Source organism: Amycolatopsis sp. NPDC049868 (assembly GCF_044461365.1).
Taxonomy (GTDB): domain Bacteria; phylum Actinomycetota; class Actinomycetes; order Mycobacteriales; family Pseudonocardiaceae; genus Amycolatopsis.
This window is the reverse complement of record NZ_JBITKV010000002.1, coordinates 429,540-453,910: the sequence shown is the minus strand read 5'-3', so window position 1 is coordinate 453,910 and position 24,371 is coordinate 429,540. Positions and strand designations below refer to the sequence as shown.

25 protein-coding genes are annotated in these 24,371 nt (G+C 70.2%); 2 read left to right on the top strand and 23 right to left on the bottom strand.

Features of this window, described 5'->3' with window-relative positions:
- Nucleotides 1-2: 2 nt before the first annotated feature.
- From panD to ACIBTM_RS10290, 6 genes are all read right to left on the bottom strand, one after another.
- The gene (gene panD, locus ACIBTM_RS10315) at nucleotides 3-497 is read right to left on the bottom strand and encodes an aspartate 1-decarboxylase (RefSeq protein ID WP_016337767.1); all 495 of its coding nucleotides are present in this window, start codon (nucleotides 495-497) and stop codon (nucleotides 3-5) included.
- Between the two features lie 12 nt (nucleotides 498-509).
- The gene (panC, locus tag ACIBTM_RS10310; RefSeq protein ID WP_395876196.1) at nucleotides 510-1,418 is read right to left on the bottom strand and encodes a pantoate--beta-alanine ligase; all 909 of its coding nucleotides are present in this window, start codon (nucleotides 1,416-1,418) and stop codon (nucleotides 510-512) included.
- Nucleotides 1,415-2,332, bottom strand: a complete 918-nt coding sequence (locus tag ACIBTM_RS10305; RefSeq protein WP_395876195.1) for a Rossmann-like and DUF2520 domain-containing protein — start codon at nucleotides 2,330-2,332, stop codon at nucleotides 1,415-1,417. The genes panC and ACIBTM_RS10305 overlap by 4 nt, the downstream gene beginning before the upstream one ends.
- 135 nt (nucleotides 2,333-2,467) lie before the next feature.
- The gene (locus ACIBTM_RS10300) at nucleotides 2,468-3,637 is read right to left on the bottom strand and encodes a PrsW family intramembrane metalloprotease (RefSeq protein WP_395876194.1); all 1,170 of its coding nucleotides are present in this window, start codon (nucleotides 3,635-3,637) and stop codon (nucleotides 2,468-2,470) included.
- A 28-nt stretch (nucleotides 3,638-3,665) separates the two neighbouring features.
- Complete coding sequence (locus tag ACIBTM_RS10295) at nucleotides 3,666-5,681, bottom strand: DUF6779 domain-containing protein (RefSeq protein WP_395876193.1); 2,016 nt, start codon at nucleotides 5,679-5,681, stop codon at nucleotides 3,666-3,668.
- Nucleotides 5,682-5,750: 69 nt separating this feature from the next.
- Nucleotides 5,751-6,212, bottom strand: a complete 462-nt coding sequence (locus tag ACIBTM_RS10290; RefSeq protein WP_395876192.1) for a DUF3180 domain-containing protein — start codon at nucleotides 6,210-6,212, stop codon at nucleotides 5,751-5,753.
- A 60-nt stretch (nucleotides 6,213-6,272) separates the two neighbouring features.
- Between ACIBTM_RS10290 and ACIBTM_RS10285 the strand changes: the two genes are divergently transcribed.
- The gene (locus ACIBTM_RS10285) at nucleotides 6,273-7,214 is read left to right on the top strand and encodes a MerR family transcriptional regulator (protein WP_395876191.1); all 942 of its coding nucleotides are present in this window, start codon (nucleotides 6,273-6,275) and stop codon (nucleotides 7,212-7,214) included.
- 246 nt (nucleotides 7,215-7,460) lie between these two features.
- Here ACIBTM_RS10285 and folK read toward each other — a convergent pair whose 3' ends face one another.
- From folK to dacB, 13 genes are all read right to left on the bottom strand, one after another.
- Nucleotides 7,461-7,949: a 2-amino-4-hydroxy-6-hydroxymethyldihydropteridine diphosphokinase gene (gene folK, locus ACIBTM_RS10280; RefSeq protein ID WP_395876190.1), complete on the bottom strand. Its 489-nt coding sequence runs from the start codon at nucleotides 7,947-7,949 to the stop codon at nucleotides 7,461-7,463.
- Nucleotides 7,946-8,305 carry a dihydroneopterin aldolase gene (gene folB, locus ACIBTM_RS10275; protein ID WP_395876189.1) on the bottom strand — a complete coding sequence of 120 codons (360 nt, stop codon included), beginning with the start codon at nucleotides 8,303-8,305 and terminating at the stop codon, nucleotides 7,946-7,948. Before folB ends, folK begins: the two co-directional genes overlap by 4 nt.
- Nucleotides 8,298-9,140, bottom strand: a complete 843-nt coding sequence (gene folP, locus ACIBTM_RS10270; RefSeq protein ID WP_395876188.1) for a dihydropteroate synthase — start codon at nucleotides 9,138-9,140, stop codon at nucleotides 8,298-8,300. The genes folB and folP overlap by 8 nt, the downstream gene beginning before the upstream one ends.
- Nucleotides 9,137-9,751, bottom strand: coding sequence for a GTP cyclohydrolase I FolE (gene folE, locus ACIBTM_RS10265; protein ID WP_125733205.1), 615 nt, complete (start codon nucleotides 9,749-9,751; stop codon nucleotides 9,137-9,139). Before folE ends, folP begins: the two co-directional genes overlap by 4 nt.
- Entirely contained in the window at nucleotides 9,720-12,137 is a 2,418-nt protein-coding gene (ftsH, locus tag ACIBTM_RS10260) for an ATP-dependent zinc metalloprotease FtsH (protein WP_395876187.1), read from the bottom strand. The genes folE and ftsH overlap by 32 nt, the downstream gene beginning before the upstream one ends.
- A 189-nt stretch (nucleotides 12,138-12,326) precedes the next feature.
- On the bottom strand, nucleotides 12,327-13,160 hold the full coding sequence (locus tag ACIBTM_RS10255; RefSeq protein WP_395876186.1) for an ESX secretion-associated protein EspG: 834 nt from the start codon (nucleotides 13,158-13,160) through the stop codon (nucleotides 12,327-12,329).
- A gap of 184 nt (nucleotides 13,161-13,344) precedes the next feature.
- Complete coding sequence (locus ACIBTM_RS10250) at nucleotides 13,345-14,139, bottom strand: ESX secretion-associated protein EspG (protein WP_395876185.1); 795 nt, start codon at nucleotides 14,137-14,139, stop codon at nucleotides 13,345-13,347.
- Between the two features lie 65 nt (nucleotides 14,140-14,204).
- Nucleotides 14,205-15,578, bottom strand: coding sequence for a WXG100 family type VII secretion target (locus ACIBTM_RS10245; RefSeq protein ID WP_395876184.1), 1,374 nt, complete (start codon nucleotides 15,576-15,578; stop codon nucleotides 14,205-14,207).
- A gap of 17 nt (nucleotides 15,579-15,595) precedes the next feature.
- Nucleotides 15,596-15,961 (bottom strand): hypothetical protein, encoded by a 366-nt coding sequence (locus ACIBTM_RS10240; protein WP_395876183.1) that lies wholly within the window; start codon nucleotides 15,959-15,961, stop codon nucleotides 15,596-15,598.
- A 144-nt stretch (nucleotides 15,962-16,105) separates the two neighbouring features.
- Nucleotides 16,106-16,669, bottom strand: coding sequence for a hypoxanthine phosphoribosyltransferase (gene hpt / locus ACIBTM_RS10235; protein WP_395876182.1), 564 nt, complete (start codon nucleotides 16,667-16,669; stop codon nucleotides 16,106-16,108).
- Nucleotides 16,670-16,682: 13 nt separating this feature from the next.
- A complete protein-coding gene (tilS, locus tag ACIBTM_RS10230; RefSeq protein ID WP_395876181.1) occupies nucleotides 16,683-17,657 on the bottom strand; it encodes a tRNA lysidine(34) synthetase TilS in 975 nt (324 codons plus the stop codon).
- A complete protein-coding gene (locus tag ACIBTM_RS10225; RefSeq protein WP_395876780.1) occupies nucleotides 17,654-18,682 on the bottom strand; it encodes a zinc-dependent metalloprotease in 1,029 nt (342 codons plus the stop codon). Before ACIBTM_RS10225 ends, tilS begins: the two co-directional genes overlap by 4 nt.
- Before the next feature lie 108 nt (nucleotides 18,683-18,790).
- On the bottom strand, nucleotides 18,791-20,827 hold the full coding sequence (dacB, locus tag ACIBTM_RS10220) for a D-alanyl-D-alanine carboxypeptidase/D-alanyl-D-alanine-endopeptidase (RefSeq protein ID WP_395876180.1): 2,037 nt from the start codon (nucleotides 20,825-20,827) through the stop codon (nucleotides 18,791-18,793).
- A gap of 152 nt (nucleotides 20,828-20,979) precedes the next feature.
- Between dacB and ACIBTM_RS10215 the strand changes: the two genes are divergently transcribed.
- Entirely contained in the window at nucleotides 20,980-21,495 is a 516-nt protein-coding gene (locus tag ACIBTM_RS10215; protein WP_378445313.1) for an inorganic diphosphatase, read from the top strand.
- A gap of 80 nt (nucleotides 21,496-21,575) precedes the next feature.
- On the opposite strand, the gene glyA is transcribed toward ACIBTM_RS10215, so the two are convergent.
- The 4 genes from glyA to ACIBTM_RS10195 all read right to left on the bottom strand — a co-directional run bounded on the left by glyA (nucleotide 21,576) and on the right by ACIBTM_RS10195 (nucleotide 24,353).
- A complete protein-coding gene (gene glyA / locus ACIBTM_RS10210; protein ID WP_395876179.1) occupies nucleotides 21,576-22,844 on the bottom strand; it encodes a serine hydroxymethyltransferase in 1,269 nt (422 codons plus the stop codon).
- 111 nt (nucleotides 22,845-22,955) lie between these two features.
- Nucleotides 22,956-23,369 carry a hypothetical protein gene (locus tag ACIBTM_RS10205; protein ID WP_395876178.1) on the bottom strand — a complete coding sequence of 138 codons (414 nt, stop codon included), beginning with the start codon at nucleotides 23,367-23,369 and terminating at the stop codon, nucleotides 22,956-22,958.
- A complete protein-coding gene (rplK, locus tag ACIBTM_RS10200; RefSeq protein ID WP_037335188.1) occupies nucleotides 23,366-23,797 on the bottom strand; it encodes a 50S ribosomal protein L11 in 432 nt (143 codons plus the stop codon). Before rplK ends, ACIBTM_RS10205 begins: the two co-directional genes overlap by 4 nt.
- Before the next feature lie 34 nt (nucleotides 23,798-23,831).
- Nucleotides 23,832-24,353: a gamma carbonic anhydrase family protein gene (locus ACIBTM_RS10195; protein ID WP_395876177.1), complete on the bottom strand. Its 522-nt coding sequence runs from the start codon at nucleotides 24,351-24,353 to the stop codon at nucleotides 23,832-23,834.
- Nucleotides 24,354-24,371 lie beyond the last annotated feature (18 nt).

Here is a 24,371-nt window from a genome sequence, read left to right as displayed (position 1 = left end):
ACTCAGCTTTCGGCGTGCAGCAGCGCGTCGAGACGGCGGGCGTCGGCGGTTTCGGCGACCGGGAAGGTCATCGTGTCGTCGTCGGCCAGCGTCACGGTGCCGCTCAGCAGGCCGGAGCCCTCCGGCGCGTGCCCGGGGTTGGCGCCCTTCTCGACGATCCGGTTGTCCGCGTCGACGAAGACGACCCGCGGCCGGAACGCGGCCGCCTCGGCGTTCTCCATCTGCGCGTACGAAATCAGGATCACCAGATCGCCGGGGTGCACCAGATGCGCCGCGGCGCCGTTGATACCGAGCACCCCGCTGCCGCGTTCGCCCGCGATCACGTAGGTCTCGAGCCGCGCGCCGTTGGTGACGTCCACAATGGACACCTGTTCGCCCGGCAGCAGATCCGCCGCGTCCATCAGGTCCTCGTCGACGGTCACCGATCCGACGTAGTGGAGGTCGGCCTGGGTGACCGTCGCCCTATGGATCTTCGATTTCAGCATCGTGCGGTACATCGTGGACTCTCCCTATTCCCCTGCGTCCGGCGCGTGTTCCGGATGGTCCACGGCCGCGCCGAGCACCACCGGGACGTTGTCGATCAGCCGGGTACTCCCCACCCTGGCCGCGATCAGCAGACGCGCCTCACCGTCGACGGGCGCGGGCCCGAGGTCGGTTCCCCTCAATTCCAGATAATCGACCTCGACCGCGGGCCGCGCGGCGAGGGTCTGCCTGGCGGTCGCCAGCACGGCTTCCGCGCCGTCGCGTCCGACGAAGGCACCCGCGGTGAGCGCCGCCGACAACACGATCGCGTCCTCGCGCTGTTCCGGAGTCAGGTAGACGTTGCGCGAGGACAACGCCAGCCCGTCGCGCTCCCGCACCGTCGGCACCCCGATGACCCGGGTGTCGAAGTTCAGGTCGCGCACCATCTTCTTGATCAGCACCAGCTGCTGGTAGTCCTTCTCCCCGAAGAAGGCGTAGTCCGGCCGCACGATGTTGAACAGTTTCGCCACCACGGTGAGCACGCCGGCGAAATGCCCCGGCCGCACCGCGCCTTCCAGCTCGTCGCCGAGCGCGCCGGGATGCACCGTGACGGTGGCCCCGTCGGGATACAGATCCGACGCCTTGGGCAGGAAGCCCAGCTCGACGCCGTCCTCCTTCAGCACCTCGAGGTCCTTGTCCAGCGGACGCGGGTATGCCTCGAAGTCCTCGCCCTCCCCGAACTGCAGGGGGTTCACGAAGATCGACGTCGCGACGACCGTGTTCGGCAGCCGCTTCGCCCGGCGGATCAGCTCACGATGCCCGGCGTGCAGGGCGCCCATCGTGGGCACCAGCGCGACCTTGCGGCCGACGCCGTGCAGCGCACGCGTCACCTGGCTGACCTGCTCCGGCGGCTGGAAGGTGTGCAGCGTGCCTCGGGCGAATTTCGGTGTGGTCACTGGTTTTGCTGCCCTTCGGCGGGATCACTGAGGAGTTCGGTGAGCTCGGCGGCGGCCGAGGCGTCCAAGAGCCCGGCGGCGTCGCCGCGCGCCAGCGTGCGCCTGGCCAGCGCGCGATAGCTCGGGGCGATGTCGGGGCCACGTTCGGCCAGCACCGCGAGATGCTTGCGCACGGTGCCGAGATCACCACGGGCCACCGGCCCGGTCAGTGCCCGGTCCCCGTGTCGCAGAACATTATCCAACGCCGCCGACAACAACGGAGCCACCAGGCGTTCGGGCTGGGCGATTCCCGCCCCCCGCAACAGTTCCGCGCAGTCGGCGACCAGTGTCATCAGGTGGTTCGCGCCGTGCGCCAACGCCGCGTGATAGAGCGCCCGCGCCTCGTCGGGGACCCGGACGGGCTCGGCGCCCATCTCCACGGTCAGCGCCTCACCGACGTTCCACGCCGCCTCGTCACCCTCCGCCGCCGTGACACCGAAGCTGCAGGCGGCGAGCCTGTCGAGGTCTTCGGGACGGCCGGTGAAGGTCATCACGGGGTGCAGGGCCAGCGGCAGCGCGCCGGCCTCGGCGGCGGGCGCGAGGACGTCGATGCCGTGCGACCCGGAGGTGTGCACGACGATCTGTCCCGGGCGCAGGGAACCGGTGGCGACGAAACCGCGCACCATCCCGGCGAGCGCGTCGTCCGGCAGGGCCAGCAGGACCAGATCGGCCCGGCGGGCGACCTCGTCGGGCGGCAGGAGCGGCACGTCGGGGAGCAGTTGCTCCGCCCGGCGCACCGAAGCGTTGGAAAGACCGGAAGCGGCGACGACCGTATGCCCGGCCCTGGTGAGTGCCGCACCGACGACACTGCCGACGCGACCTGCGGAAACGACGCCGACGGCCAGGCGAGCGGGCCTCATCATGGCGTGCGCCAATGGACGCTCATGGTCGAAAACTCCTCAACTCGTTCCAGTCCCGCTCTGCGGTCGCGGGTACCAGACGACGGCGCGAGGGTAACCCTCCGGCGCGGGTCTGAACCGGCGCTCGTGACCAGCTTCACCTGACAGTGGTCATCCGCGCGGCGCGCCGTCGGCGAGCCGTACGGCCTCGGCCCGCGACGTCTTGAGCACCCGCAACAGCTCGCTCTGCCGCTGTTTCGCCTCGTCGGTGAGCTTCTGGCCGCGCCGCAGGAACGCGAGCTCGGTCACGCTGGCCTGGTAGCGGCCGACGGCCTTCGCCGCCTCCCGTCCCGACTGCTTCCTGGCCTGTTTCCGCCACGACCGCCGCCCGGAGAGGCTGGCCAGCAGTGAGACCTCGGACGGGGCGATCCAGCGCGCGTCGACCATCATCGGCAGGGCGGCGGCGACGATCCGCTGCTCGCGGCGCCGCTGCATGACCACCACCGAGAAGACCCCGATGAACAGCGGCACCATGATCAGGAAGTAGACGTTCAGGAAGGTCTTGGCGCCACCGAGCAGCGCGGCGCCGTTCCACAGCGCGTGCAGCAGCACGGCGACGAGGTAGCCGCCGATCGGCGCCAGGATCCGCAGCGAGCGGACCTTGCTGCTCGCGGCGACCCCGAGGCCGATCCCGGTCATCACGGCGAACAGCGGATGCGTGAACGGTGAGAGCACGCCGCGGAGGAAGAACGCCGCGAGCACACCGGCGCTCGTGCCGTCGCCGAAGCCGTGCTCGGCGAAGGCGCGGCCGAAGTAATAGATGTTCTCGGTGAAGGCGAAACCCGCCGCGGTGAACCCGGCGTAGACGATGCCGTCCACGACGCCGTCGAACTCGCTCGGGCGGCGCCACCACAGCAACAGGATGAAAGCGGCCTTCGCGGCCTCTTCGACCAGCGGCGCGGACACCAGCCCGCTGATCTTGCCCCCGCCGCCACTGCCGAGCAGCAGGTCACCGACGGCTTCGGCACCGCTGTTGAGCAGCAACGCGATGATCGTCGCGACGCACGCGCCCCAGACGAAGGCCAGCAGCAGGAGCTTCGGCGGTTCCGGTTCCCAGCGGTCGACCCACAGGAACGCGGTGACCACCACGGCGACCGGGACCAGCGCCGCGAGCACACCGATCCCGACCGCGAGCGGGCCCACCTTTTCGGTCACCGTGCCGAAGACGAACAGCCCGCACAACGCGACGGCGATCAACCCGAGCACCGGCAGCAGCACGGTGATCGACCGAGACCGGCGGGGCCGGTCGAGACCGGGCGCCGGGGAGGAAGGCTCGCTCACAGCGGGTCACCCTACCGTCGGTATGCGGTCAGTCTTCGGCGCGCCGCCTGCGCCGCGGGGTGGATTCGTTCGCGCCGTTGGCGGCGAGCAGATCCATCACCGACCGGCCGGAGGCGTGGGAGCCAGCCTCGGAGGTCTCCGGGCGGCTGTGCGACGACCCGTTGCGGGACGGCGTCTCGTCGTCCGGCTTCGCCCGCCTGCCGCCGTGACGGCCGCCGGTGGACTCGGCGCTCTGCCAGGCCGGGGGCTCCCCGTCCGGGCGGCGGCGACGGCCGCCGCCGGTGGGCTCCGGGACATTGGGTGCCGGGGTGATCGAGACCGAGGAGTCCTCGGCGGCCCGGCGACGGCGTCCGCCGCCGCCGTTCTGCGCCAACCGGATTTCCTCGGGCAACGTCGGGTTGACCGCGGGCGGCTCGTCCACCGGCGGGGAGCTGTGCCGTGACGGCGCCTCGGCCGCCGGACGGCGCACGGGTTCGGGCTCCGGCCGCCGCACGGGCTCGGCCCGGCGAGACGGCTCGGACACGGCCGGGATCGACGGCGGGGTCGGCGGCTCCGGATCACGACGCGGCTCCGGCCTTGGCTCGGGGCGCGGTTCCGGACGCGGCAGGGACGCCGACTGCTGGGGCTTGGACGGCGGTGTGGGACGCAGCCGGTCCTGGAAGTCGTCCTTCCTGGGGAACGCCGCGCTCAGATCGGAGACCGGGCGCTCCTGCGTCCACGACGGCTTCCACTCGCCGGTGGCCTCCATCGGCTCCGGCGTGGCGGGCTTGTTCGCGGGCGGCGGCGTGCCACCGGCCGGACGGGACCGCTCGACCGGTTTCATCCCGGGGCGGGTCAGGCCGAGCTCGCGGTTCGGCCGGGGACGGTCCGGCTCGACCTTCTTCACCGGCTTCGCCTGCGCCGGGGGCTTCACCGGCGGCGTCTGCTTCCGGGTCTGCTCCTCGGGCCGCGTCGCGGGCGGACGCTGCACCGTGCCGGCGTCGAGCCGCTGCTGCAGCGAAGACTGCTGCGGGCGGCGGGGCGGTTCGTTGCGCGGGGGCTCCGGGCGCTGGGGCTGCCGGGCGATGGTGGGCATCGACGGCTGTGAGACCTCGGCGCGCGACACCCCCGGCATCGACGGGCGGGACACCTCGGCAGGCGTCACCGGCGGCGGGGTCTTGCGCTGGGCGTCGACCCTCGGCATCGGCCGGGAGACCTCGGCGGGCGACATGCCGGGGTTCGACATCTCCATCCGCTCGCGGCGAGCGGCCTCGGCGGCGAGCGCCTCCGCCGCTTTCGAGGCGCGGGCATCCGCCTTGCGCATACTGCGGCGAGTCGACTCGTCGACCGGTTTCGGCCGCTGGACCTGATTGCTCTGTCCGTAGCCGTTGGTGCCGTTGACCTGGCCGTTCGCCGGTTTGCGGCGGGCGGCGGGCGGCGTGGCCGCCCGCGCGGAAGCGGGTTCGAGGACGCGGTCGATCATCTCGGTCGGGCGCTCGCGCTCGCGTTCACGCTCGTCGACGTCGATCGTGGTGCTCTTGGCCGCCATGAGCTGGGGTTTGCCGTTGCCGTTCTCGGACCCCGCGCTCATCAGCTGCTTGTTGTCGAGGGACCGCATCCGGGTGGCCTGCGCGGTGAGCGCGACGCGTTCGAGGAGAACCTCGCCGCCGAAGAGCGACTGGAGGCTTTCACGCAGGGCGCTCACCTCGGCTCTGAGCGCTTCGAGCTCGTCGTGGGAGCGGCTCTCGGCGGCCTGTCTGGTCTCCGCCTCGATCTCCAGCTCGAACTCACGGCGGGCGGCGATCTCGCGTTCCAGCTCCAGCTCGTAGACGGCCTGCGCCTCGGCGACGGCGTCCTCGCTCTGCGACACGTGCTTGCGGTAGCGGACCGCGAGGAACGCACCGATCAGGGCGGCCCACAGCGCCGCGACGATCCCCAGCCGCAAGTAGCGGAGGTCGTCGGAAAGCACCAATGCGAGAGTCGCGCCGACGGCGAGAACCAAGCCGACGACAAGCCACGGCCTACCCGCAAGGCGGCCGCGCGAGTCGTCACCCACCCCGGTCATGCCCAACACCGTACCTTCTAGTAATCCGAACGAGACCTAGTCGGTACTTCGAGCGGTGGCTCTCGAGCGTTAACCGGTCGGCTCGGGATCGGTGTCCCGATCACCGCCCTCGGGGGTCCGGCAGCAGTGTTCGAGCCATAAAGCCGCAGCTACCAGCGCCGCCGAGCTGACGATCCCGACCGTCGCCGAGCGGAGATCACCGCTCGCCGCGAGGAGTTCGTCACGTCGCGGAAAAAGATACGCGAAAGCCGCCAGCCAGACACCCGTCATGGCGGATCCGGCGAGCGAAGAGGCCTTCGCGAGGGCCACCGATCGGGCGACGGAGATCGCGGAGAGCACACGGTTGCTCTTGATCCGCGCACGGATGATGAAGGCGAGCACGGCCTCGCAGAGCGCGAGGACGAGCAGGGTGATTCCGGCGAAGAGCGGAAGCGCGGGGATGGAGCCGTAGGCGACCTGGAAGAGCAGATAGGCCAGGACCAATCCCAGAAGGCCGGCCACCGCCAGCTCGCGTGGCCGGGTGAAGTGCATGGTCCAACGCTACCTGGCAGGCTTGACTCTCCACCAACTGGAGAGTCGACGATGAAGCATATGGGCACCGCAGCGGTTTTCACCATCGGAGAGCTGGCCAAACGGACCGGCCTGCCGGTGAAGACCATCCGCTTCTACTCCGACGAAGGGCTCCTGCCCCCGACCGACCGCACCGATTCGGGATACCGCCTCTACGACGCCACCGCGATGGCGCGCCTGGAGCTGGTCCGGACGCTGCGGGAACTCGGGCTGGGTCTCGCGGACGTGGAGCGGGCGCTGACCAGGGAAGCGACCATCGGGGACCTCGCGGTCCAGCACGTCGCGGCCCTGGACGAGCAGATCCGGCGGCTGGAGCTGCGCCGCGCGGTCCTGCGAGCGGTGGCCAAACGGGACTCACCACTGGAGGAGGTCGAACTGATGAACAAACTCGCGTCGATGTCGGACGAAGACCGCAAACGTTTGCTCGACGAGTTCTGGGCGGACATGGTCGAAGGGCTCGAACTGGATCCGCAGTTCTACGAGCGGATGCGCTCGGCGAAACCGGAACTGCCCGACGACCCGACTCCCGAGCAGCTGGAAGCCTGGATCGAGTTCGCCGAGCTGGTGCAGGACGAGGAGTTCCGCGCGTCCATCCGCCGGATGAGCGAATGGCACTCGCAACTCCGGAAGCAGGACGGCGCGGACTTCGGCGAGAAGCAGCAGCAGCTGTGGATGGCCTGGAGCGCGAAGGCGTCCGAAGCACTCGAAGCCGGCCTCGCGCCGGACTCGGCCGAAGGGCGTGAGCTGGCGGAGACGATCTTCACGCAGTCTTCGCGGAACGGGCGGGATCCCGCCGACCCGGCCTGGCGGAAGAAGCTGACCGACGGGATGGCGATCAGCATGGATCCGCGGGCCGAGCGGTACTGGCTGCTGCTGGGGAAGATGAACGGCTGGCCGTCGTTCCCCTCGCAGATGCCGCAGGCAGAGTGGATCATCGCCGCCCTGCGCTCCGCCCAGGGGTAGCAAGGGACCTTTGCTACCACCTGGGGCTCCCGGCGAAGTCGGAAAAGCGCTGGTCGGTGCCACTCCAGGCGGCGACAAGAGACTCGCGACCCGCGTTGGGCAACTGAAGTACATGAAGGCCCCCTTCCTGTACATAGGCGCAAGGAAGGGGGCCTTCATGTACCTGGCCAGGTAGCAAGGGACCTTTGCTACCACCCGCGCAGTTGGTCCTCTGGATGCGCTGGTCGGTGATGCGAACTACCGCATTCAGAGGACGAAACGCGTGAGCCGGACGGAGTCCCGGTCCGAAGCGGGCCGGGCGGCGAGAAGGTCGGCGACGGGACCGTGGCCGGGGAGCACCGCGGCGGGCTCGATCTCCAGCCAGGGGATCAGCACGCTCGCGCGCTCCGGCGTGCCGGGATGCGGCAGCAACAACTGGGGGTCGTCGGAGCGCACCCCGTCCACGGTCACTATGTCGACATCCAGCGTGCGCGGACCCCACCGGAGTTCGCGCACGCGCTCCGCCGCCTGCTCGGCGGCCTGCCCGGTGCGCAACCAGTCCCAGTGATCGCGCGCCGGATCGTCGACCACGACGACGGCGTTGAGGAAGTCAGGCTGATCCTCGACACCCCACGCCTTCGTCTCGTACACCGACGACACCGCGACGACCGCGGGCCGGACCGCGTCGACGGCGGACCGGAGGTACGCGAGCCGGTCACCCAGGTTGGAACCGAGCGAGAGCAGCGCGCGGCTCATCGCTCCCGCCGCACCGTGACGGCGACGTCGTCGAAGTTCAGCGGGATCGGCGCGGACGGTTTGTGCACCGTCACCTCGACCGCGGCCAGCCGCTCGTCGCGCAGCACCTCGTCGGCGATCTTCCCGGCGACACTCTCGATGAGGTCGTACGGCTCGCCCGCCACGATCCCGGCCGCGAGCTCCGCCAGTTCGCCGTAGTGCAGAGTCTTGGTCAGGTCGTCGGACGCGGCCGCCGGGCCGAGATCCAGCCACACCACGATGTCGACGACGAACTCCTGCCCGTCCCGCTTCTCGTGGTCGAAGACCCCGTGCCTGCCGAAGACCCGCAATCCGGTCAACGTGATCCGGTCAGACAACAGGACTCCCCTTCCGCCAAGCCGCCGCGACGGTCACGGCGTCGATACTCGCGCCGACCTCGTGCACCCGCACACCCCAGGCGCCGGCCGCCGCGGCGAGCGCGGACACGGCCGCGGTCGCGTTCTCGCGACCGTCCGGCGGAGCGGGTTTCCCGTCCTTTCCGGACAAAAGGCGCCCGAGGAACCGTTTGCGCGACGCGCCGACGAGAACCGGGAAACCCAATGACAGGAAGGAATTCAGGCCGTTCAACAGCGCCCAGTCGTGCTCGGCGTTCTTCGCGAAACCCAGCCCGGGGTCGAGCACGATCGCAGCGGCGTCGACGCCCGCGGTGAGCGCTTCGTCCACTCGGGACAGCAGCTCGGCGCGCACATCCGCGACGACGTCCTCATAGGACGCCAGCGCGTTCATGTCCTTGCTGTGCCCGCGCCAGTGCATCAGCACATACGGGACACCGGTCTCGGCGGCGACCTTCGCCATGTTCGGATCGGCCAGCCCACCGGAGACGTCGTTGATGACGGAAGCACCGGCCTCGACCGCGGCGAGGGCGACCTCGGCGCGAGTGGTGTCCACGGACATCGCGACACCGTCGGCGGCGAGCGAGCGGATCACCGGCATGATCCGGGAAATCTCGGTCCCGGCGTCCACCCGGGACGCTCCCGGCCGCGTCGACTCCCCGCCGACGTCGATCAGATCCGCGCCCCGCGCCCACATCTCGTGCGCGTGCTCCAGAGCCTGCTCGACGCCGAGGTAACGGCCACCGTCCGAAAAGGAATCCGGGGTGACGTTCAGGATGCCCATCACCGCACACCGGCCGGGCCGGGGCAGGGCGGTCATCGACGGCCCTTGATCAGGTCCAGCGCCTCCGCCCGCGAGGACGCCGAAGACTGCAGCAGCCCGCGCACGGCGGACGTCGTCGTCCTGGCGCCGGGTTTGCGGATACCGCGCATGGCCATGCAGAGATGCTCGGCCTCGACCACGACTATCGCGCCGCGGGGCTCGAGTTTGCGCATGAGCGCGTCGGCGACCTGGGAGGTGAGCCGCTCCTGGACCTGCGGGCGCTTGGCGTAGAGGTCGACGAGGCGGGCCAGTTTGGACAGGCCGGTGACCTTGCCGTGGCCGTTCGGGATGTAGCCGACATGGGCGACGCCGTGGAAGGGCACCAAATGGTGTTCACAGGTGCTGAACATCGGAATGTCCGTTACGAGGACGAGTTCTTCGTGCGCCTCGTCGAACGTGCGGTCCAGGACGTGGTCCGGCTCGGTGTAGAGCCCGGCGAACATTTCCCGGTAAGCGCGAGCGACCCGGGCCGGGGTCTCCAAGAGACCGTCCCGGTCCGGGTCCTCACCACAGGCGAGCAGGAGTTCGCGTACGGCTTTCTCGGCCCGGTCCTGGTCGAAGACCGGGCGGTCGCCGTTATCGCTTGGTGTCGTCCTGTCCGTCGTCACGCTGTTGCTGTCCTTCGTCCTGCTGACCGCCGGGCTGGTCAGCGAACCAGCCGTCGCGCGGGCGGTCTTCGGCGGGACGCCAGGGCTGATTCGGCTGGCCGCCCGGCTGCGTGGCCGGGGTCCATCCGGGAGGAGCCCCGTAGTTCGGCGGGCCACCTACGGGCCCACCCTGGTAACCGCCTGCCGGTCCGCCCGGCTGCTGCCCACCATATGCCTGAGGCCAGTGACCGGTGCCGTTCGGCCCGCCGTTGGGGCGACCACCGTTGGGGTAGGCGCCCGGCGGCGGAGGAGCGTACGGGTTGGCGTTCGGGTCCGGCGGCGGGGCCGGCTGCGTGTACGGCGGGCCACCGGGAAGGTCGCCGCCGCCCTGCGCGGTGCCGACCGGGGTCGGCGCCGGCTGCAGCACCGGCTGCTCCTTCTTCTCCTCCGGCGGGGGCCACGGCTCGCCGCGCTCCATGGCCAGCTCGCCGGGGGTCTTGATCGGCGGCTTGTCCGACGGCTTCCGGTCGCCGAACTCGTTGAAGATGGTGATGTGCGGGCGCTTCTCGACGGTCGCGAAGATCCGCTCGAGGTCCTTGCGGGTCAGCGTCTCCTTCTCGAGGAGCTCGATGACCAGCTCGTCCAGCACGTCGCGGTAGGTGCTCAGCACGTGCCACGCCTCGGTGTGCGCGGTCTCGATGAGCTTGCGCACCTCCTCGTCGATCTCGTGCGCGACTTCGAGCGAGTAGTCCGCCTGGCGGCCGGCCGAGCGGCCGAGGAACGGGTCGCCCTGTTCCTGGCCGTACTTGACCGCGCCGAGCCGGGCGCTCATGCCGTATTCGGTGACCATCGCGCGGGCGATCTTCGTCGCCTGCTCGATATCGGAGGAGGCACCGGTGGTGGGCTCGTGGAAGACGAGCTCCTCCGCCGTCCGGCCGCCCATCGCGAAGACCAGGCGCCCGATCATCTCCGAGCGGGTCATCAGCTCCTTGTCGTCCTCCGGGACGAGCAGGGCGTGGCCGCCGGTGCGCCCGCGCGGCAGGATCGTCAGCTTGTAGACCGGTTCGATATCCGGCATCGCCCACGCGGCGAGCGCGTGCCCGCCCTCGTGGTAGGCCGTGATCTTCTTCTCCTTCTCGGAGATGATCCGGCTCTTGCGGGCGGGGCCGCCGACGACGCGGTCGACGGACTCCTCCAGCGCGGCGTCGGTGATCACGTGCCCGTTCTGGCGGGCGGTGAGCAGCGCGGCCTCGTTGAGCACGTTCGCCAGGTCCGCACCGGACATGCCGACGGTGCGCTTGGCGAGGCTGCTCAGGTCGGTGCCCTGCGCGATCGGCTTGCCCTTGGCATGCACCTCGAGGATCGCCTTGCGGCCGCGCATATCCGGCGCGGACACCGGGATCTGGCGGTCGAAGCGGCCGGGACGCAGGAGCGCCGGGTCGAGGATGTCGGGACGGTTGGTCGCGGCGATCAGGATGATGCCGCCGCGCGCGTCGAAGCCGTCCATCTCGACGAGGAGCTGGTTCAGCGTCTGCTCACGTTCGTCGTGGCCGCCGCCGAGGCCGGCGCCGCGCTGGCGGCCGACCGCGTCGATCTCGTCGACGAAGATGATGCAGGGTGCGTTCTGCTTGGCCTGCTCGAACAGGTCGCGGACTCGCGAGGCGCCGACACCGACGAACATCTCGACGAAGTCGGAACCGGAGATCGTGTAGAACGGCACGCCCGCCTCGCCGGCGACGGCTCGCGCGAGCAGCGTCTTACCGGTACCGGGCGGCCCGTAGAGCAGCACGCCCTTGGGGATCTTCGCGCCGAGTGCCTGGTAGCGCGCCGGGTTCTGCAGGAAGTCCTTGATCTCGTACAGCTCTTCGACGGCCTCGTCGGCGCCCGCGACGTCCCCGAAGGTCGTCTTGGGCATGTCCTTGTTGAGCTGTTTGGCCTTCGACTTGCCGAAGTTGAGGACGCGGTTCCCGCCGCCCTGTGCGTTGTTCATCATCCACATCAGCAGGCCCAGCACCAGCGCCAGCGGGATGGCGAAGATCAGGATCTGGGTGAGGACGTTCTGCTGGGTGACCTTGGTGGTGAACTTGACCGGGTTGTCACCGCTCTTGAGGCCGATGAGCTGGCCGTAGATGGTGCCCGCGACGTTCGCCGGGTACTGCGCGATGATCTGGTCGACCTGCTGGCCGTCGACCTCGATCTTCTTGTTCAGCAGCAGCTTGATCTGCTGCTCCTTGTCCTCTTGCGAGGCTTCCTTCACGTTGTTCGCGGTGATCTGCTGGTTCGCGATCGAGATCGGCACCTGGGTATAGCCACGATCACTGTCGAAGATCGTGTTGTATGCGAGAAACGCCAGTACCGCCGCGAGAATCCAGAGCACTGGGTTCCTGAGCACGCTCTTCCGGTTCATACGACTCGGCCCTGGTGGCCTCGACCCTTCCTGGTTGGGCGGCTCCTGTGATACCCGCCATCACGATCTTGACGACCCATGGTGCTCCGACACCCGCCCCTCAGGATACCGCCCGCCTGGACGGATGAGGGTGGTGAGCCTCTCGGACGTAAACGGTGGACGCCGCGCGAGGGTTCCCGGAGCGGGACCCTAGCGTGTGTCGACCGCCACACCGGCGGCCATTTCGCCGAGTCGCATGCGGAGTGTCTTGATGTCGGCGGGTGAGACGGTGACCCATTCGCGGCCGTCCGGACCGGCCTGTGACGTGCTGAGATAGCGGCCGCTGGCGGTGTCGAACCAGCCGAGGACGCGGGATCGCTGTTTGGCGCCCACGTGGGACCGGCTGTTCGCTGCGAGCTGACCGCCGCGGAGCCTCGGCTGGCCGGTGAGCTTGCCGAACGCCTCGCGCGGGTCCGCGGTGATGCGTTCACTGAGCGAGACGCGCGGCTTGTCCTTGCGGCGGGCCTTCGCCGCTTCGGGCTCTTCGGACTGCTTCGTCGCGTTGATGGCGGCGCGGATCGGCTCGGTGCGGCGGGCGTCGTCGATCGGCAGCGTGATGGACGCCTCCGAACCGCGCTGCCCCGGGGGCAGCAGGTCGACGATCGCGGTCGGGAGCCCGTCGGCGGGCGCCTCACGCAGCCAGATCCCGGACTGGTCCTGGATCGCGATCACCCCGTCGCGGCCGTCGGTGGCGCCGAGCACGGCGATCGTCGGGGCCTGGAAGTCGGGGATGTGCAGCGCGTCGATGGTCAGCGAACCGCGGGCGAGGAGGTACAGCCAGTCCTCGATCTTGCGGTCCAGCCGCCCCCGGCCGTCGCGGATGCCGCGGGCCTGCAGCTCGTTGTCGACGCGCTGGCGCAGCGCCCGGCGTTCGAGCTCGGTCGCGCCGTGCGACCGGACGCGCAGCGGGTACGGCAGGTCGCCGAGCTCGGCGGACTCCCAGAGGAAATCGAACGCCATCGGCGTGAAGTGTTCTTGGTGCATTGCTCCGTGCCCTCCCGGCACCTCGGCTTCTGGGCCTCGGGACGCCCAGACGGTTCACGATAGCGAAGGGGTACGACAGTCGTCGTCCGGATGCGGTAAGTGCCCGGCGCGCGTGCTATGAACGGGACGTTCCTTGCAGAATTTGCAAGGAACGTCCCGTTCATAGCACGGGCGGCGGAAAGGGTCAGCGTGCGAGAGACGCCTCGGAGGCGATCTTCCCCAGCATCTCCGTGAGCCGCTGCCGCAACGTCGCCGGATCCGCGGGCGCGATGGTGATCCAGTCCCGTCCGTCGGCACCGCGGGTGGCCTGGGTGAAGTACCGGCCGGACTGCGTGTCGAACCAGCTCAGCACCGAAGACCGGCTCCGCGTGCCGTGCTTGCTGCGCGCGTTCGCGCCGAACTGGCCACCGCGAAGCCGCGGCTGCGCCTGGAGCCGCGACAGGGCTTTACGGTCTTCGTCCGACGTCGCCGTGCCGTCGATCTGCGGCTGGCGACGCTGGAGGAAGTCCGCTCCCGAAGCGCCGACGAGACCGTCGAGCGGGAGGGTGATCGACTTCTCCGTGCCGCGGGTTCCCGGCGGCAGGAGGGAGACGATCGCGCTCGCGAGGCCGTCCTGGGCGATGGGGTGGAAGTGGAAACCGCGCGGATCCTGCACCGTCAGCAGGCCTTGGCCGCCGAGCAGCGACGCGACCGCGAGCAGCGGTTCGGTGTTGGGATTGTTGAGCTGGACGCAGTCCAGGCTCAGGTCCGGCCTCGCGAGGACACCGAAGTAGTCCTCGATATGCGGCTCGGGCCGTCCGCGCTCGTCGGCGAGGCGGCGCTGGTTCAGCGCCTGGAGCGTCTGCGTCCGCAGAGCCCCGCGCTCGTCCATGGTCGCCCCGTGCGAGCGGAGCCTCAGCGGGTACGGCAGCTCTCCGGCGTTCGCGCTCTCCCACAGGAAGTCCAGCTCGACCGGGGTGAGCAGCTCACCGTTCGCCATCTTCCGCCCCCAAACAAGTCAGCGGGCGCGCGGCCGGATCGGCCGCGCGCCCGGTGAAAACCGTTCTAGCGATCGTCGTCTTCGGTCCAGGCGCCGATGACCGGCGGCGGGGTCGCCTCGTTGGCGCCGAAGGCGTCGTCCGGGTCCGGCTCGATGAGGAACGACGCGTGCGTGTGCTCCTCTTCCTGCTCGGCCTGCGCGCCGTGGGCGCCCATGCCCATACCGCCGCCCATGCCCTGCATCGGCGGGGTGGGGCCACCACCGATGGTGCCGCTGGAGGACACGATGCCCTGCTGCGGCACGGCCTGGGACGCCGCGCTCTGCGCGGGCCCGCCCTTCTCGGTGGCCGCGGCGTCGGTGCTGTCGGTGTCCTTGGCGCCGGACTTGTTGCCCTGTCCGAGCGCCTTGGCACCGGCGTAGCCGAGAGCGCCGCCGAGCCCGGCCGCGGTGAGGGCCTGGCCGAGTCCGTTGCCGCCGCTCGCCGGGGCGTGCGGGGTCATCGGGGCACCCGCGCCGGAGGCGACGCCGGCACCCGGCGCGACACCGGAGGCCGGGACGTTCGCGGCGGGGTTGTAGCCGGCCTGCGAGAAGACACCCGAGTCCGGACCGGCGTGGATTCCGGCCGCGCCGCTGCCCTGCGCGCCGCCGTAGCCGTGCGTGCCGGCGAGGACGGGGGTGCCGGAGACGGCGCCGGAGTTGATGCCGCCGCCGGCGATGTTGCCGACGCCGCTGAACGACGCGCTGTTGTGCGTGGCGGTCGGCTTCATGCCGAGGGATTCGGGGCCGAAGCTCGGGGTCGAGCTGTCGACCTCGCTCATCTCCTTGGTGTAGGCCTCGAGGAACCTGGCCTGCTCCGCCCGCACTTCCTTGTCCTGGTCGGCGAGGGGCTTCTGGTCGGTGATCATGCCGACCGGGCCCGCCGCCAGCGCCTGGCCCATGGCCTTCTCGGGGCTGTAGTCGGTCGGCTTCGGCATGAGCTTGACCTTGGTCGCGGCGTCGGCCTGCTTCTGGAGCCTGTCCGACATCGTGTGCGCGGCCTCGGAGGCCTGCGAGCCCGAGTTCGCGATGGCGACCAGCGAACCCTGCGCGGCCGCCGCGCCCTGCCCGATCCAGGCGGAACCCAGTTCGGAGATCGCGTTGTAGAGGTCGTTCGACGCCTGGCTCAGCTTGCTGCCGTGCGAGCCCCAGGACTGGCTGATCGCGGTCGCCGTGCTGGGGTCGTTGCCGAGGTTGGCCTGGTTCCACAGGTCCTGGCTGCTCGGCGCGCTCTCCCAGTTCGGCGGGTTCGTGATGGCGCGGTCGGCGCCGATGTCGAAACCGTCCGAACGGCCTCGCGCGGACGACACGATGTTCGCGGCTTCCGAGTTGTCGCCGAGCTGGACCGGCGTGCCGCTGGTGTTGCTCTCGCCGTAAGAGTCGGCGCTGTGCTTCGGTGGCATGGCTTTCTGACTCCCCCTCAGACGTTACGGAACGGCTCGGCCGCGGCCTGGTCGATCTCGTGGTACCGGGCCATGGCGGTCACGATGCCGGACTCGGCGGCCTCGTACTGCTGGTAAAGGTTCTGGAGAGCGGCGGTGTACGAGTCGCCGCCACCGTCGGCACGGTTCGCGACCTTGGCCGCGATCGCGTTGCCGACCGGGTTGTTGCCCAGCTTCGGCGCCTGTCCGAGGTCGCCGGCACTGTGGAGCAGCGCCTCGACGGCGTCCTTGCCGGTGCGGATCTTGTTCAGTGCGGTCTGGGCGGCTTCCGGGTCGATCCCGACCTGCCCCTGAGCCGCGGCGTTCTTGAACGCGTTCGCGTCCGCCAGGCTGCTGTTCCCCATCTGAGCTCTCTCCGTTTCCCCCGGGCCAGGCCACGACGGCTTCGTGGCAAAGGTCTTCGCATAGGTTAACGCACTTGATCGCAGCCTATGACGTGTTCGCCGCGCTCAGGGTTCCGCATTCCCCCAGGAACGGGCAAGCGGTTCTCAGGACGTGTAAACGTGCGGATCCAGGGTGCCGATGTAGGGCAGGTCCCGGTAACGCTCCCCGTAGTCCAGGCCGTATCCGACTACGAATTCGTTAGGGATGTCGAACCCGATGTACTTGACCGGTACGTCGACCTTGACCGCCTCCGGCTTGCGCAGGAGCGAGACGACCTCCAGCGACGCCGGGTTCCGGCTCGCGAGGTTCTTCAACAGCCAGGACAGGGTCAGCCCGGAGTCGACGATGTCCTCGACGATGAGCACGTCGCGGCCGGCGATGTCGCGATCGAGGTCCTTGAGGATCCGCACCACGCCGGACGACGACGTCGCCGAGCCGTAGGAGGAGACCGCCATGAACTCGAGCTGGGAGGGAAGGGGGAGCGCCCTGGCGAAGTCGGTCATGAACATCACCGCGCCCTTGAGCACGCCGACGAGCAGGAGGTCTCCCTGCCCGGAGCCGGGGCCGTCGGCCGGGTAGTCCGCGGCGACCTGTGCGGCCAGCTCGGCGATCTTGTCGTTGATCTGCTGCTCGGTGACGAGCACGGAGGCGATCTCGCCTTCGTACACGGGACGTTCCCCTCTAGGTGGTGGACTGGGGTGCTTCGAGCAAGAGCCTGCCATGCGCCCGCTTGGCCACCAAGTCGCCGGGTAGCCAGACCCCGCCCTGACCCCGCCAGTTCCCCACCAGCGCGTCGACCGAACGCAGATGGGCGTCGGTGAGTTCGCGGACCCCGGAGTCCAGCAGCCACCTGCGGAGGACGCGTCGCCGGAGCGCGGGCGGTTCGGTGGCGAGCACCGCGACGTCCAGCCCTTCGCCGGTGAAAGCACGCAGGTGGACCTCGTCCGCGAGTGTGTCCAACGCCTCGGTGTCCTCGCGCAATTGCGCCGCCGTGCGGGCGAGCGACGCCGCGACACCGCCGGACAGCACCTCCTCCAGAAGGGGCAGTACTTCCGTCCGTAACCGGACACGGGTGAACCGCGGATCCTCGTTGTGCGGGTCCTGCCACGGGTCGGCGCCGAGCGCCCGGCACGCCTGGCGGGTGGTGGCGCGGGTGACGCCGAGCAGCGGCCGTCCCCACGGCGGGTCGAGCGGCCGCATCCCGGCGAGCGAGCGCGGCCCGGAACCCCGGCCGAGGCCGAGCAGAACCGTTTCGGCCTGGTCGTCGAGGGTGTGGCCGAGCAGGACGAGGCCGTGCCCGTCCGGCAGCGCCGAGCGCAAGGCGCCGTAACGGGCCCGGCGGGCCGCGGCTTCCGGTCCGCCGGCGCCCTCGACCCGCACTTCCAGCACTTCGGCGGTGTCGGCGCCCAGTTCTCGCGCCGTGTTCGCGGCCTGGGCGGCGGTTTCGGCGGAACCGTCCTGCAGGCCGTGGTCGACGACGAGCGCCCGCACCTTCAGCCCCGCGCGGCCGCCGGTGAACGCGGCCGCTTCGGTCAGTGCCAGTGAGTCCGCGCCACCGGAGACCGCGACGTACACCTCGTCGCGCGGGCTCGCCGACGCGAGGAACTCCCGCACGGCCGTCCGCACGGCCGCGATCGCCGGATCCGGTCCGCTCACCCGTGCAGGCGCCGCACCCAGGCCGCCGGATCGCTGATCTCGGCCCTGGTCGGCAACGTGTTCGGCGACGTCCACACGGCGTTGAAGCCGTCCATGCCGACGGCGTCGACGACATGCTTGGTGAACTTCGCGCCCTGCTCGTACTGGCGCAGCTTCGCGTCCACTCCGAGGAGGCTGCGCAGCACGCGGTCGATCAGCCCGCCGCCCTTGCGCCGGGCGGTGAACCGCGTACGGATCAGCTCGACACTCGGCACCACCTGCGGCCCGACGGCGTCCATCACGAAGTCGGCGTGCCCCTCCAGCAGCGTGGAAAGGGCCAGCAGCCGGTCGAACACCGCGCGTTCGCTCGGCGACTGCAGGAGTTCGGCGAGACCGGCGCCGCCCGCCTTGCCCTTGCCGATCTGCTTGATGGTGTCCGGCAGGCGGCCGACCAGATCGCTCAGCCCGTCCGCGTCCCGCCCGGCGAGCCCGCCGATCAGGCGCTCGACCTCGTCGGCGAAGTAGTCGCGCAGCCAGGTGACCGCGGTGAACTGCAGCCGGTGGGTACATTCGTGCAGGCAGACCCACAGCCGGAAGTCGTGCCCCGGCACGTCCATCGCGCGCTGGGCGGCGACGACGTTCGGCGCGACGAGCACCAGCCGCCCGCCGCGGTCCGGCCCGCCGAACGGGTCGTACTGCCCGAGCACGCGGGAAGCCAGGAAGGCGAGCACCAGACCGGTCTGGACACCGGCGCCACCGGCCAGCACGGGCGCCAGCGGGCCGCCCTGCGCTTCCGGCAGCGCGCGACCGGTGAGCGCGTCCAGGCCCGCCGCGGCCGAACGGACCCAGCCGGGCCGGTCGACGACTTCGGCGGGCAACAGCGGCAGGTCGAGGCCGAGCCCGGTCAGCTCGCGGACGTGCCCCTCGGCCTCGATCGTCAGGTCACGTAGCTCGGCGACGGCTTCCTCGGCCTCTTCGCGGTCGACCACCGGACCGCCGCGCACCAGGAGGGCGCCCGTCGAGGCGGCCAGGGGCCAGTCGACCATCGAACGTGTCTTGGTCGGCGTTTCCTCAGTCACTCTTATGACGCTACCCGCTGGGAGACCGGTTTCCGTCCCGACTTCCTCACGCTCCGATTCCGGTCGCTCACCGAATCATCTGCAGCCGCACTTGTGCAGGGTCGCCGCGACGACGTCGAGCGCGGCCCTGCCCTTGTTCTGGTCCGAACCGGACGACATCAGCGCGAACACCAGCATCCGGCCGTCGGTGTCGAGCACCACGCCCGCCAGGGTGTTCACCCCGGACAGCGTCCCGGTCTTGCCGCGCACCCAGCCCCGGCCCGCCGACGAGGCCGGATCGGCGTAGCGCTTCTCCAGCGTCCCGCTGCCGCCCGCGACGGGGAGGCCCGCCAGCAGCGGCCGCAGCTTGGGCGTCCTCGGATCCTTGCCGTCCGGCGCCGCCGCGACCGCGAGGATCTCGCTGAGCACCTTGGCCGGGATCTTGTTCTGGTCGGACAGTCCGCTGCCGTCGTTGATCTGGACCCCGGTGAGATCGAATCCGGCCTGTTTGAGCACGTCCATCGTCGCGGTCGCGCCGCCGGTGAACGACGGCTCGGCGCCCTTCGCGAGCGCGATCTGGCGGGCGAGGACGTCGGCCATCAGGTTGTCCGAGAGCTGCAGCAGCGAGTTGGCGAACTCCGTCAGCGGCTGGGACTTGACCTCGCCGAGTACCTTCGCGTCCTTCGGCGCCGTCGTCGTACCGCCGGCCTGGGCTTCGAGCTTCCCCGCGATCTTCTGGGTCAGCGCGGCCGCCGGGTTCGCGACGCGGGGCGCGTGGTCGTTCTTCGGGTCGGTGCGGCCGCCGTCGGCCATCACGGGGAGGACGGGCGCCATGTAGGTGTTCCCGGCCGCGGTGTCCTCCGGGTCCCAGCCCTTCGCGGCCGTCGGCCCCTTGAACAGGCTGATGTCCAGCTGGACCTTGGAGATCTTGCCACCCACGGCCTTCTTGACCTGGGCGACGAGGTCGTCGACGTGCGCCGCGCCCGGGTACAGCGGCGAATCGGTGCCCAGCGGCAGCGAGGTCAGGGAGGGGTCGCCACCCGCCACGAGGACGACCGTGCCCGGCTCGGCGCCCTGGACGATCTTCGTGGAGAACTGCGTCCCGTGCTCCATCGACAGCAGCGCGGCCGCGACGACGAGGATCTTCGTGGTCGACGCCGGCGTCAGCGGGGTGCCGGAGTTCTTGTCCCACAGGACTTCGCCGGACGCCGCGTCCACGACGGTGCCGGTGAGCGTGCCCAGGTCCGGGGAGCCGGCGGGACCGGCCAGCGCGGCCGAGAGACCTTCCTTCGTCGGCCCGGCGCCGTTGATGTCCGGCCCGTGCAGGACCCGGGTGACCCCGGCGGGTTTGGGGATGTCGCCCTTCGGCGCGTTGGGCGCCCAGGGCAGGCCGAGCCGGTTCGACACCTTCGGCATCGCCGCGGCGCCGCCCATCCCCGCGAGCAGCAGGACGACGACCAGCGTCGTGATCAGCAGGGCCTTGCGTTTGCGTTTCGGCTTCGGCGCCGGCGCGGACTCGGCCTCGGCGGCCGGGGGTTCCTGAGACGGCGGCTCGGGCTTCTGGATCCCGACGGTGGCTTCGGAGTCGAAGCGCTCTTCGGCGGGCTCGATGCGGACCGGACGCGCGTGCATGGTCGCGGACGGGACCGGTGCGGGTGCCGGCGGCTCGACCCGGCTCGGCTCCGGACGGCGCGGTGGCTCCTGACGCGGGGGCTCCTGCCTCGGCTCGGGTCTCGGGGGCTCGGCGCCGCGGTCGAACTGGTCCCAGTCCGGTTCCTCGGTTCGTCGTGGCTGGACAGGCTGGACGAAGAGCGTCTTCGGCTCTTCGCTCTGCTTCGGCTCGACAGGCGTCGCAGGCTCGAAGGCGGACCACTGCGGTGTCGGGGTCTCCGGGACGTCCGGCTCTTCGTCGATGTCACTGACTTCGACCACGGGCTGGAACCACGAGCCACTTTCGGGTGTGACCTTCGGCACTGCCAGCTCTTCGGTCTTCCCGTTCGCCAGACCCGACATGGGCAGCCAGACGGTGGCCTCACTCTCCCCTTTGGTGCCCTTGGGCTCGGCGGATGAGGTGTCCTTGTCGTCCGACGGCCACATCGGGACATCGTTTTCCGGCACGCAACACTCCTTCATCCACCGTCCGGGGAAGGGGCCAAGCTCACATACGACCACATCGATGCGACCGCCCGAGCCCCCGTGGTCCACACTAGTGAAGACAAGACGATGATTTCGGTGAGCCGTCCGCGACGGCGGGGCGTACCAAAGACGAGAGCAGCGAGGCCGGCGTGGAATTCGACGTCACTATCGAAATCCCCAAGGGGGAGCGCAACAAGTACGAGGTGGACCACAAGACCGGTCGCATCAAGCTGGACCGGACACTGTTCACCGCCACCCAGTACCCCGCCGACTACGGGTTCATCGACGACACCCTGGGCCAGGACGGCGACCCGCTCGACGTGCTGGTGCTCGTCCAGGAGCCGACCTTCCCGGGCTGCCTGATCCGCTGCCGCGCGATCGGCATGTTCCGGATGACCGACGAGAAGGGCCCGGACGACAAGGTCCTCGCGGTCCCGACGAACGACCCGCGGCTTGAGCACCTCCGCGACATCCACCACCTGAACGAGTTCCACAAGCTCGAGATCCAGCACTTCTTCGAGGTGTACAAGGACCTGGAGCCGGGCAAGAGCGTCGAGGGTTCGTCCTGGGTCGGGCGCTCCGAGGCCGAGGCCGAGATCAAGCGTTCGCTCGACCGTGAGACCGACCGGCTGGCCAAGGAGGCCATCGACGGTCCGGCGCACTAGTTTTCCGAGCGCCGAAGGGGCCCTTCACCGCATGCGATGCGGTGAAGGGCCCCTTCGTGTCTCGTCGTATGCGAGACCGATCAAGCCGAGTAGCCCGGGATCGGGAACGGCGCCAGGAACTCGCGGATCTCGGCGGCGATGGTGTCCAAAGCGGACTGTTCCTCGCCCGCCGCCGCGGTGATCGTGCGGTCGATCCACTCCGCGACCTGCGCCTGGTGCTCCGGCTCAAGCCCGCGGGTGGTGATCGCGGAGGTGCCGAGCCGGATGCCGGACGGGTCGAACGGCTTGCGCGGGTCGAACGGCACGGTGTTGTAGTTCAGCTCGATCCCGGCGCGGTCCAGCGCCTGCGCGGCGGGTTTGCCCGGCACGTTCTTGTTCGTCAGGTCGATCAGCAGCAGGTGGTTGTCGGTGCCGCCGGACACGAGGTCGTAGCCCCGCTCCACCAGCGCCTCCGCCAGCGCACGCGCGTTGGCGACGATGCGGTGCGCGTACGCGGAGAATTCCGGCTTCTGCGCCTCGCCCAGCGCGACGGCGATCGCGGCGGTCGTGTGGTTGTGCGGGCCGCCCTGCAGTCCGGGGAACACCGCCTTGTCGACGGCCTTCGCGTGGTCGGCGTCGGAGAGGATCATCGCGCCGCGCGGGCCGCGCAGCGTCTTGTGCGTGGTCGTGGTGATGACCTGTGCGTGCCCGACCGGCGACGGGTGCGCGCCGCCCGCGACCAGCCCGGCGATATGCGCGATGTCGGCGACCAGCACGGCGTCGACCTCGCGGGCGATCTCCGCGAACGCCGGGAAGTCGATGGTGCGCGGGATCGCCGTACCGCCCGCGAAGATCAGCTTCGGCCGGTGCTTCAGCGCGAGTTCGCGGACCTGGTCGAGATCGACGCGGCCGGTCTCCTTGCGGACGCCGTAGCGGACCGGGGTGAACCACTTACCGGTCGCGGACACGCTCCAGCCGTGCGTGAGGTGGCCGCCGTCGGGCAGCGCCATGCCGAGCACGGTGTCGCCCGGCTGCGCGAAAGCGAGGTACACCGCGAGGTTCGCCGGGGAGCCGGAGTACGGCTGGACGTTCGCGTGGTCGACGCCGAAGACGGCCTTGGCGCGTTCGATGGCGAGCTTCTCGACCTGATCGATGAGCTGCTGGCCCTCGTAGTAGCGCTTGCCCGCGTAGCCCTCGGAGTACTTGTTGGTGAGGACGGTGCCCGTCGCCTCCAGTACGGCCTGTGAAACGTAGTTCTCGGACGCGATCAGGCGGATCTTGTCGTGCTGACGCTTCGCCTCGTCCTCCACGAGCCCCGCGATCTGCGGGTCGGTGGCGGCGAGCGCGGAAAGTTCGGGCTGGTGTGTCATCGGACGTACTCCTGCCAGAGACGGCCGGACCCAGGCGCGCGGTACCGGCCTTGTCGTCGCTTCCCGGTGGTGCTCCACCTCAAATGGCGCCAGTCGCTGGTGCGGACCAGCCTAGAGCACGGAGCGGGACCCGGCGTGCGGACGATGTCCGGCGCACCACCGGCGGCTGCACCCGGCCGTGCGATCGCAGAACGCCTGCGCGCAGACGGCGCAGCGTTTGATCCGCCGCCAGCCGCCGAACGCGACCAGTTCCGCCAGACCGGAGGCTCCCGCGACCAGGTCCCCGCAGCCGGGCCAGGCCGTCACCTGCACCAGACGCCAGCCCTTTCCGGACTCGACCAGCCGCGGCGCCGCACCGGTCCCGGCGAGGATCCGGTTGAGCCTGCCTGCGGCGGCGTGCTCGTCCGGCAGCGCCGAGACGACGCCGGCCAGCCACGGATTCCCTTGGGCCAGCAGCCTTTCCGCGACCTCGAGGGCCGGGTCGAGGTCGCGGAAGGGCGGGACGATCACGTGCTTGCGCGTCACGGTTCTTCGATCGCGACGCCCATCGAGCGAGCCGTGCCCGCGATCGTGCGCATGGCCGCTTCGACGTCACCGGTGTTGAGGTCCGGCAGTTTCCGCTCGGCGATCTCGCGCAGCTGCTCGCGGGTCAGCTTCCCGGCGACCTCATGCCCTGGACGGCCGGATCCCTTGCCGCCCAAGGCTTTCTTGATGAGGAACGACGCAGGCGGGGTCTTCAGCCGAAGTTCGAAGGACCGGTCCTCGAACACCGACACGACCACCGGGACGATGTCGCCCCGCTGCGCCGCCGTCGCCGCGTCGTAGGCCTTCTTGACCTCGACGAGGTTCACGCCGGTCTGCCCGAGCGTCTTCCCGAGATCGACCACCGGCGCGTTGCCGGCGGTCAGCTCGAGGGTCGCCTGATGTGTTTTCTTCTTCGACTTCGGTGCCATACGCCCGAAGCTATGGTCTCCAGTTACTGGAGAGTCAATCGATCGGCTTGACGCTCTCCGCGTGACGGCGCGCCAGCTCCTGGTAGATCACCGCGTTGTGCTCGACCCAGCCGCGGGCGGTGCCGTCGAGCGGGACGTGCTTCTTCGCCGGGCTGCCCATGGCGACCGTCTCCGGCGGGATGACCATGCCGGGCGTCACCGTGGCGCCGGCGGCGACCAGTGCCTTCGCACCGATCTGCGCCTTGTCGAGCACGGTCGAGCCGTTCCCGATCAGCGCCTGCTCGCCGACCGTGCAGTCGTGCACGAGGCACTGGTGCCCGACGGTGGCGTTCTTGCCGATCTCGGTCACGCCGCCGTTGACGTGGATGACCGAGTTGTCCTGGACGTTGGCGCCCTCACGGACGACGATCTTCCCGAAGTCGGCGCGCAGCACGGCGCCGTACCAGACGGAAGCGCCCTTCTCGACGACGACGTCGCCGATCAGGGTGGCGGTGGGGGCGATCCACGCTTCGGGATCCACCTGGGGACGCAGCCCCTCGAATTCGAACATCGGCATGCCCGCACCCTATGTGCG

Excerpts from the sequence above, each read along its gene's own strand:
- folP (WP_395876188.1), bottom strand. The coding sequence starts at position 9,140 with ATGACCGCCCTGCCCCGGCCCGGCCGGTGTGCGGTGATGGGCATCCTG.
- dacB (WP_395876180.1), bottom strand. The coding sequence starts at position 20,827 with ATGAAGGAGTGTTGCGTGCCGGAAAACGATGTCCCGATGTGGCCGTCG.
- ACIBTM_RS10250 (WP_395876185.1), bottom strand. The coding sequence starts at position 14,139 with ATGGCGAACGGTGAGCTGCTCACCCCGGTCGAGCTGGACTTCCTGTGG.
- ACIBTM_RS10255 (WP_395876186.1), bottom strand. The coding sequence starts at position 13,160 with ATGCACCAAGAACACTTCACGCCGATGGCGTTCGATTTCCTCTGGGAG.
- ACIBTM_RS10295 (WP_395876193.1), bottom strand. The coding sequence starts at position 5,681 with ATGACCGGGGTGGGTGACGACTCGCGCGGCCGCCTTGCGGGTAGGCCG.
- ACIBTM_RS10240 (WP_395876183.1), bottom strand. The coding sequence starts at position 15,961 with ATGGGGAACAGCAGCCTGGCGGACGCGAACGCGTTCAAGAACGCCGCG.
- ACIBTM_RS10285 (WP_395876191.1), top strand. The coding sequence starts at position 6,273 with ATGGGCACCGCAGCGGTTTTCACCATCGGAGAGCTGGCCAAACGGACC.
- ACIBTM_RS10290 (WP_395876192.1), bottom strand. The coding sequence starts at position 6,212 with ATGCACTTCACCCGGCCACGCGAGCTGGCGGTGGCCGGCCTTCTGGGA.
- ACIBTM_RS10245 (WP_395876184.1), bottom strand. The coding sequence starts at position 15,578 with ATGCCACCGAAGCACAGCGCCGACTCTTACGGCGAGAGCAACACCAGC.
- rplK (WP_037335188.1), bottom strand. The coding sequence starts at position 23,797 with ATGGCACCGAAGTCGAAGAAGAAAACACATCAGGCGACCCTCGAGCTG.
- panD (WP_016337767.1), bottom strand. The coding sequence starts at position 497 with ATGTACCGCACGATGCTGAAATCGAAGATCCATAGGGCGACGGTCACC.
- folK (WP_395876190.1), bottom strand. The coding sequence starts at position 7,949 with ATGAGCCGCGCGCTGCTCTCGCTCGGTTCCAACCTGGGTGACCGGCTC.
- ACIBTM_RS10195 (WP_395876177.1), bottom strand. The coding sequence starts at position 24,353 with ATGCCGATGTTCGAATTCGAGGGGCTGCGTCCCCAGGTGGATCCCGAA.
- glyA (WP_395876179.1), bottom strand. The coding sequence starts at position 22,844 with ATGACACACCAGCCCGAACTTTCCGCGCTCGCCGCCACCGACCCGCAG.
- ftsH (WP_395876187.1), bottom strand. The coding sequence starts at position 12,137 with ATGAACCGGAAGAGCGTGCTCAGGAACCCAGTGCTCTGGATTCTCGCG.
- ACIBTM_RS10225 (WP_395876780.1), bottom strand. The coding sequence starts at position 18,682 with ATGGTCGACTGGCCCCTGGCCGCCTCGACGGGCGCCCTCCTGGTGCGC.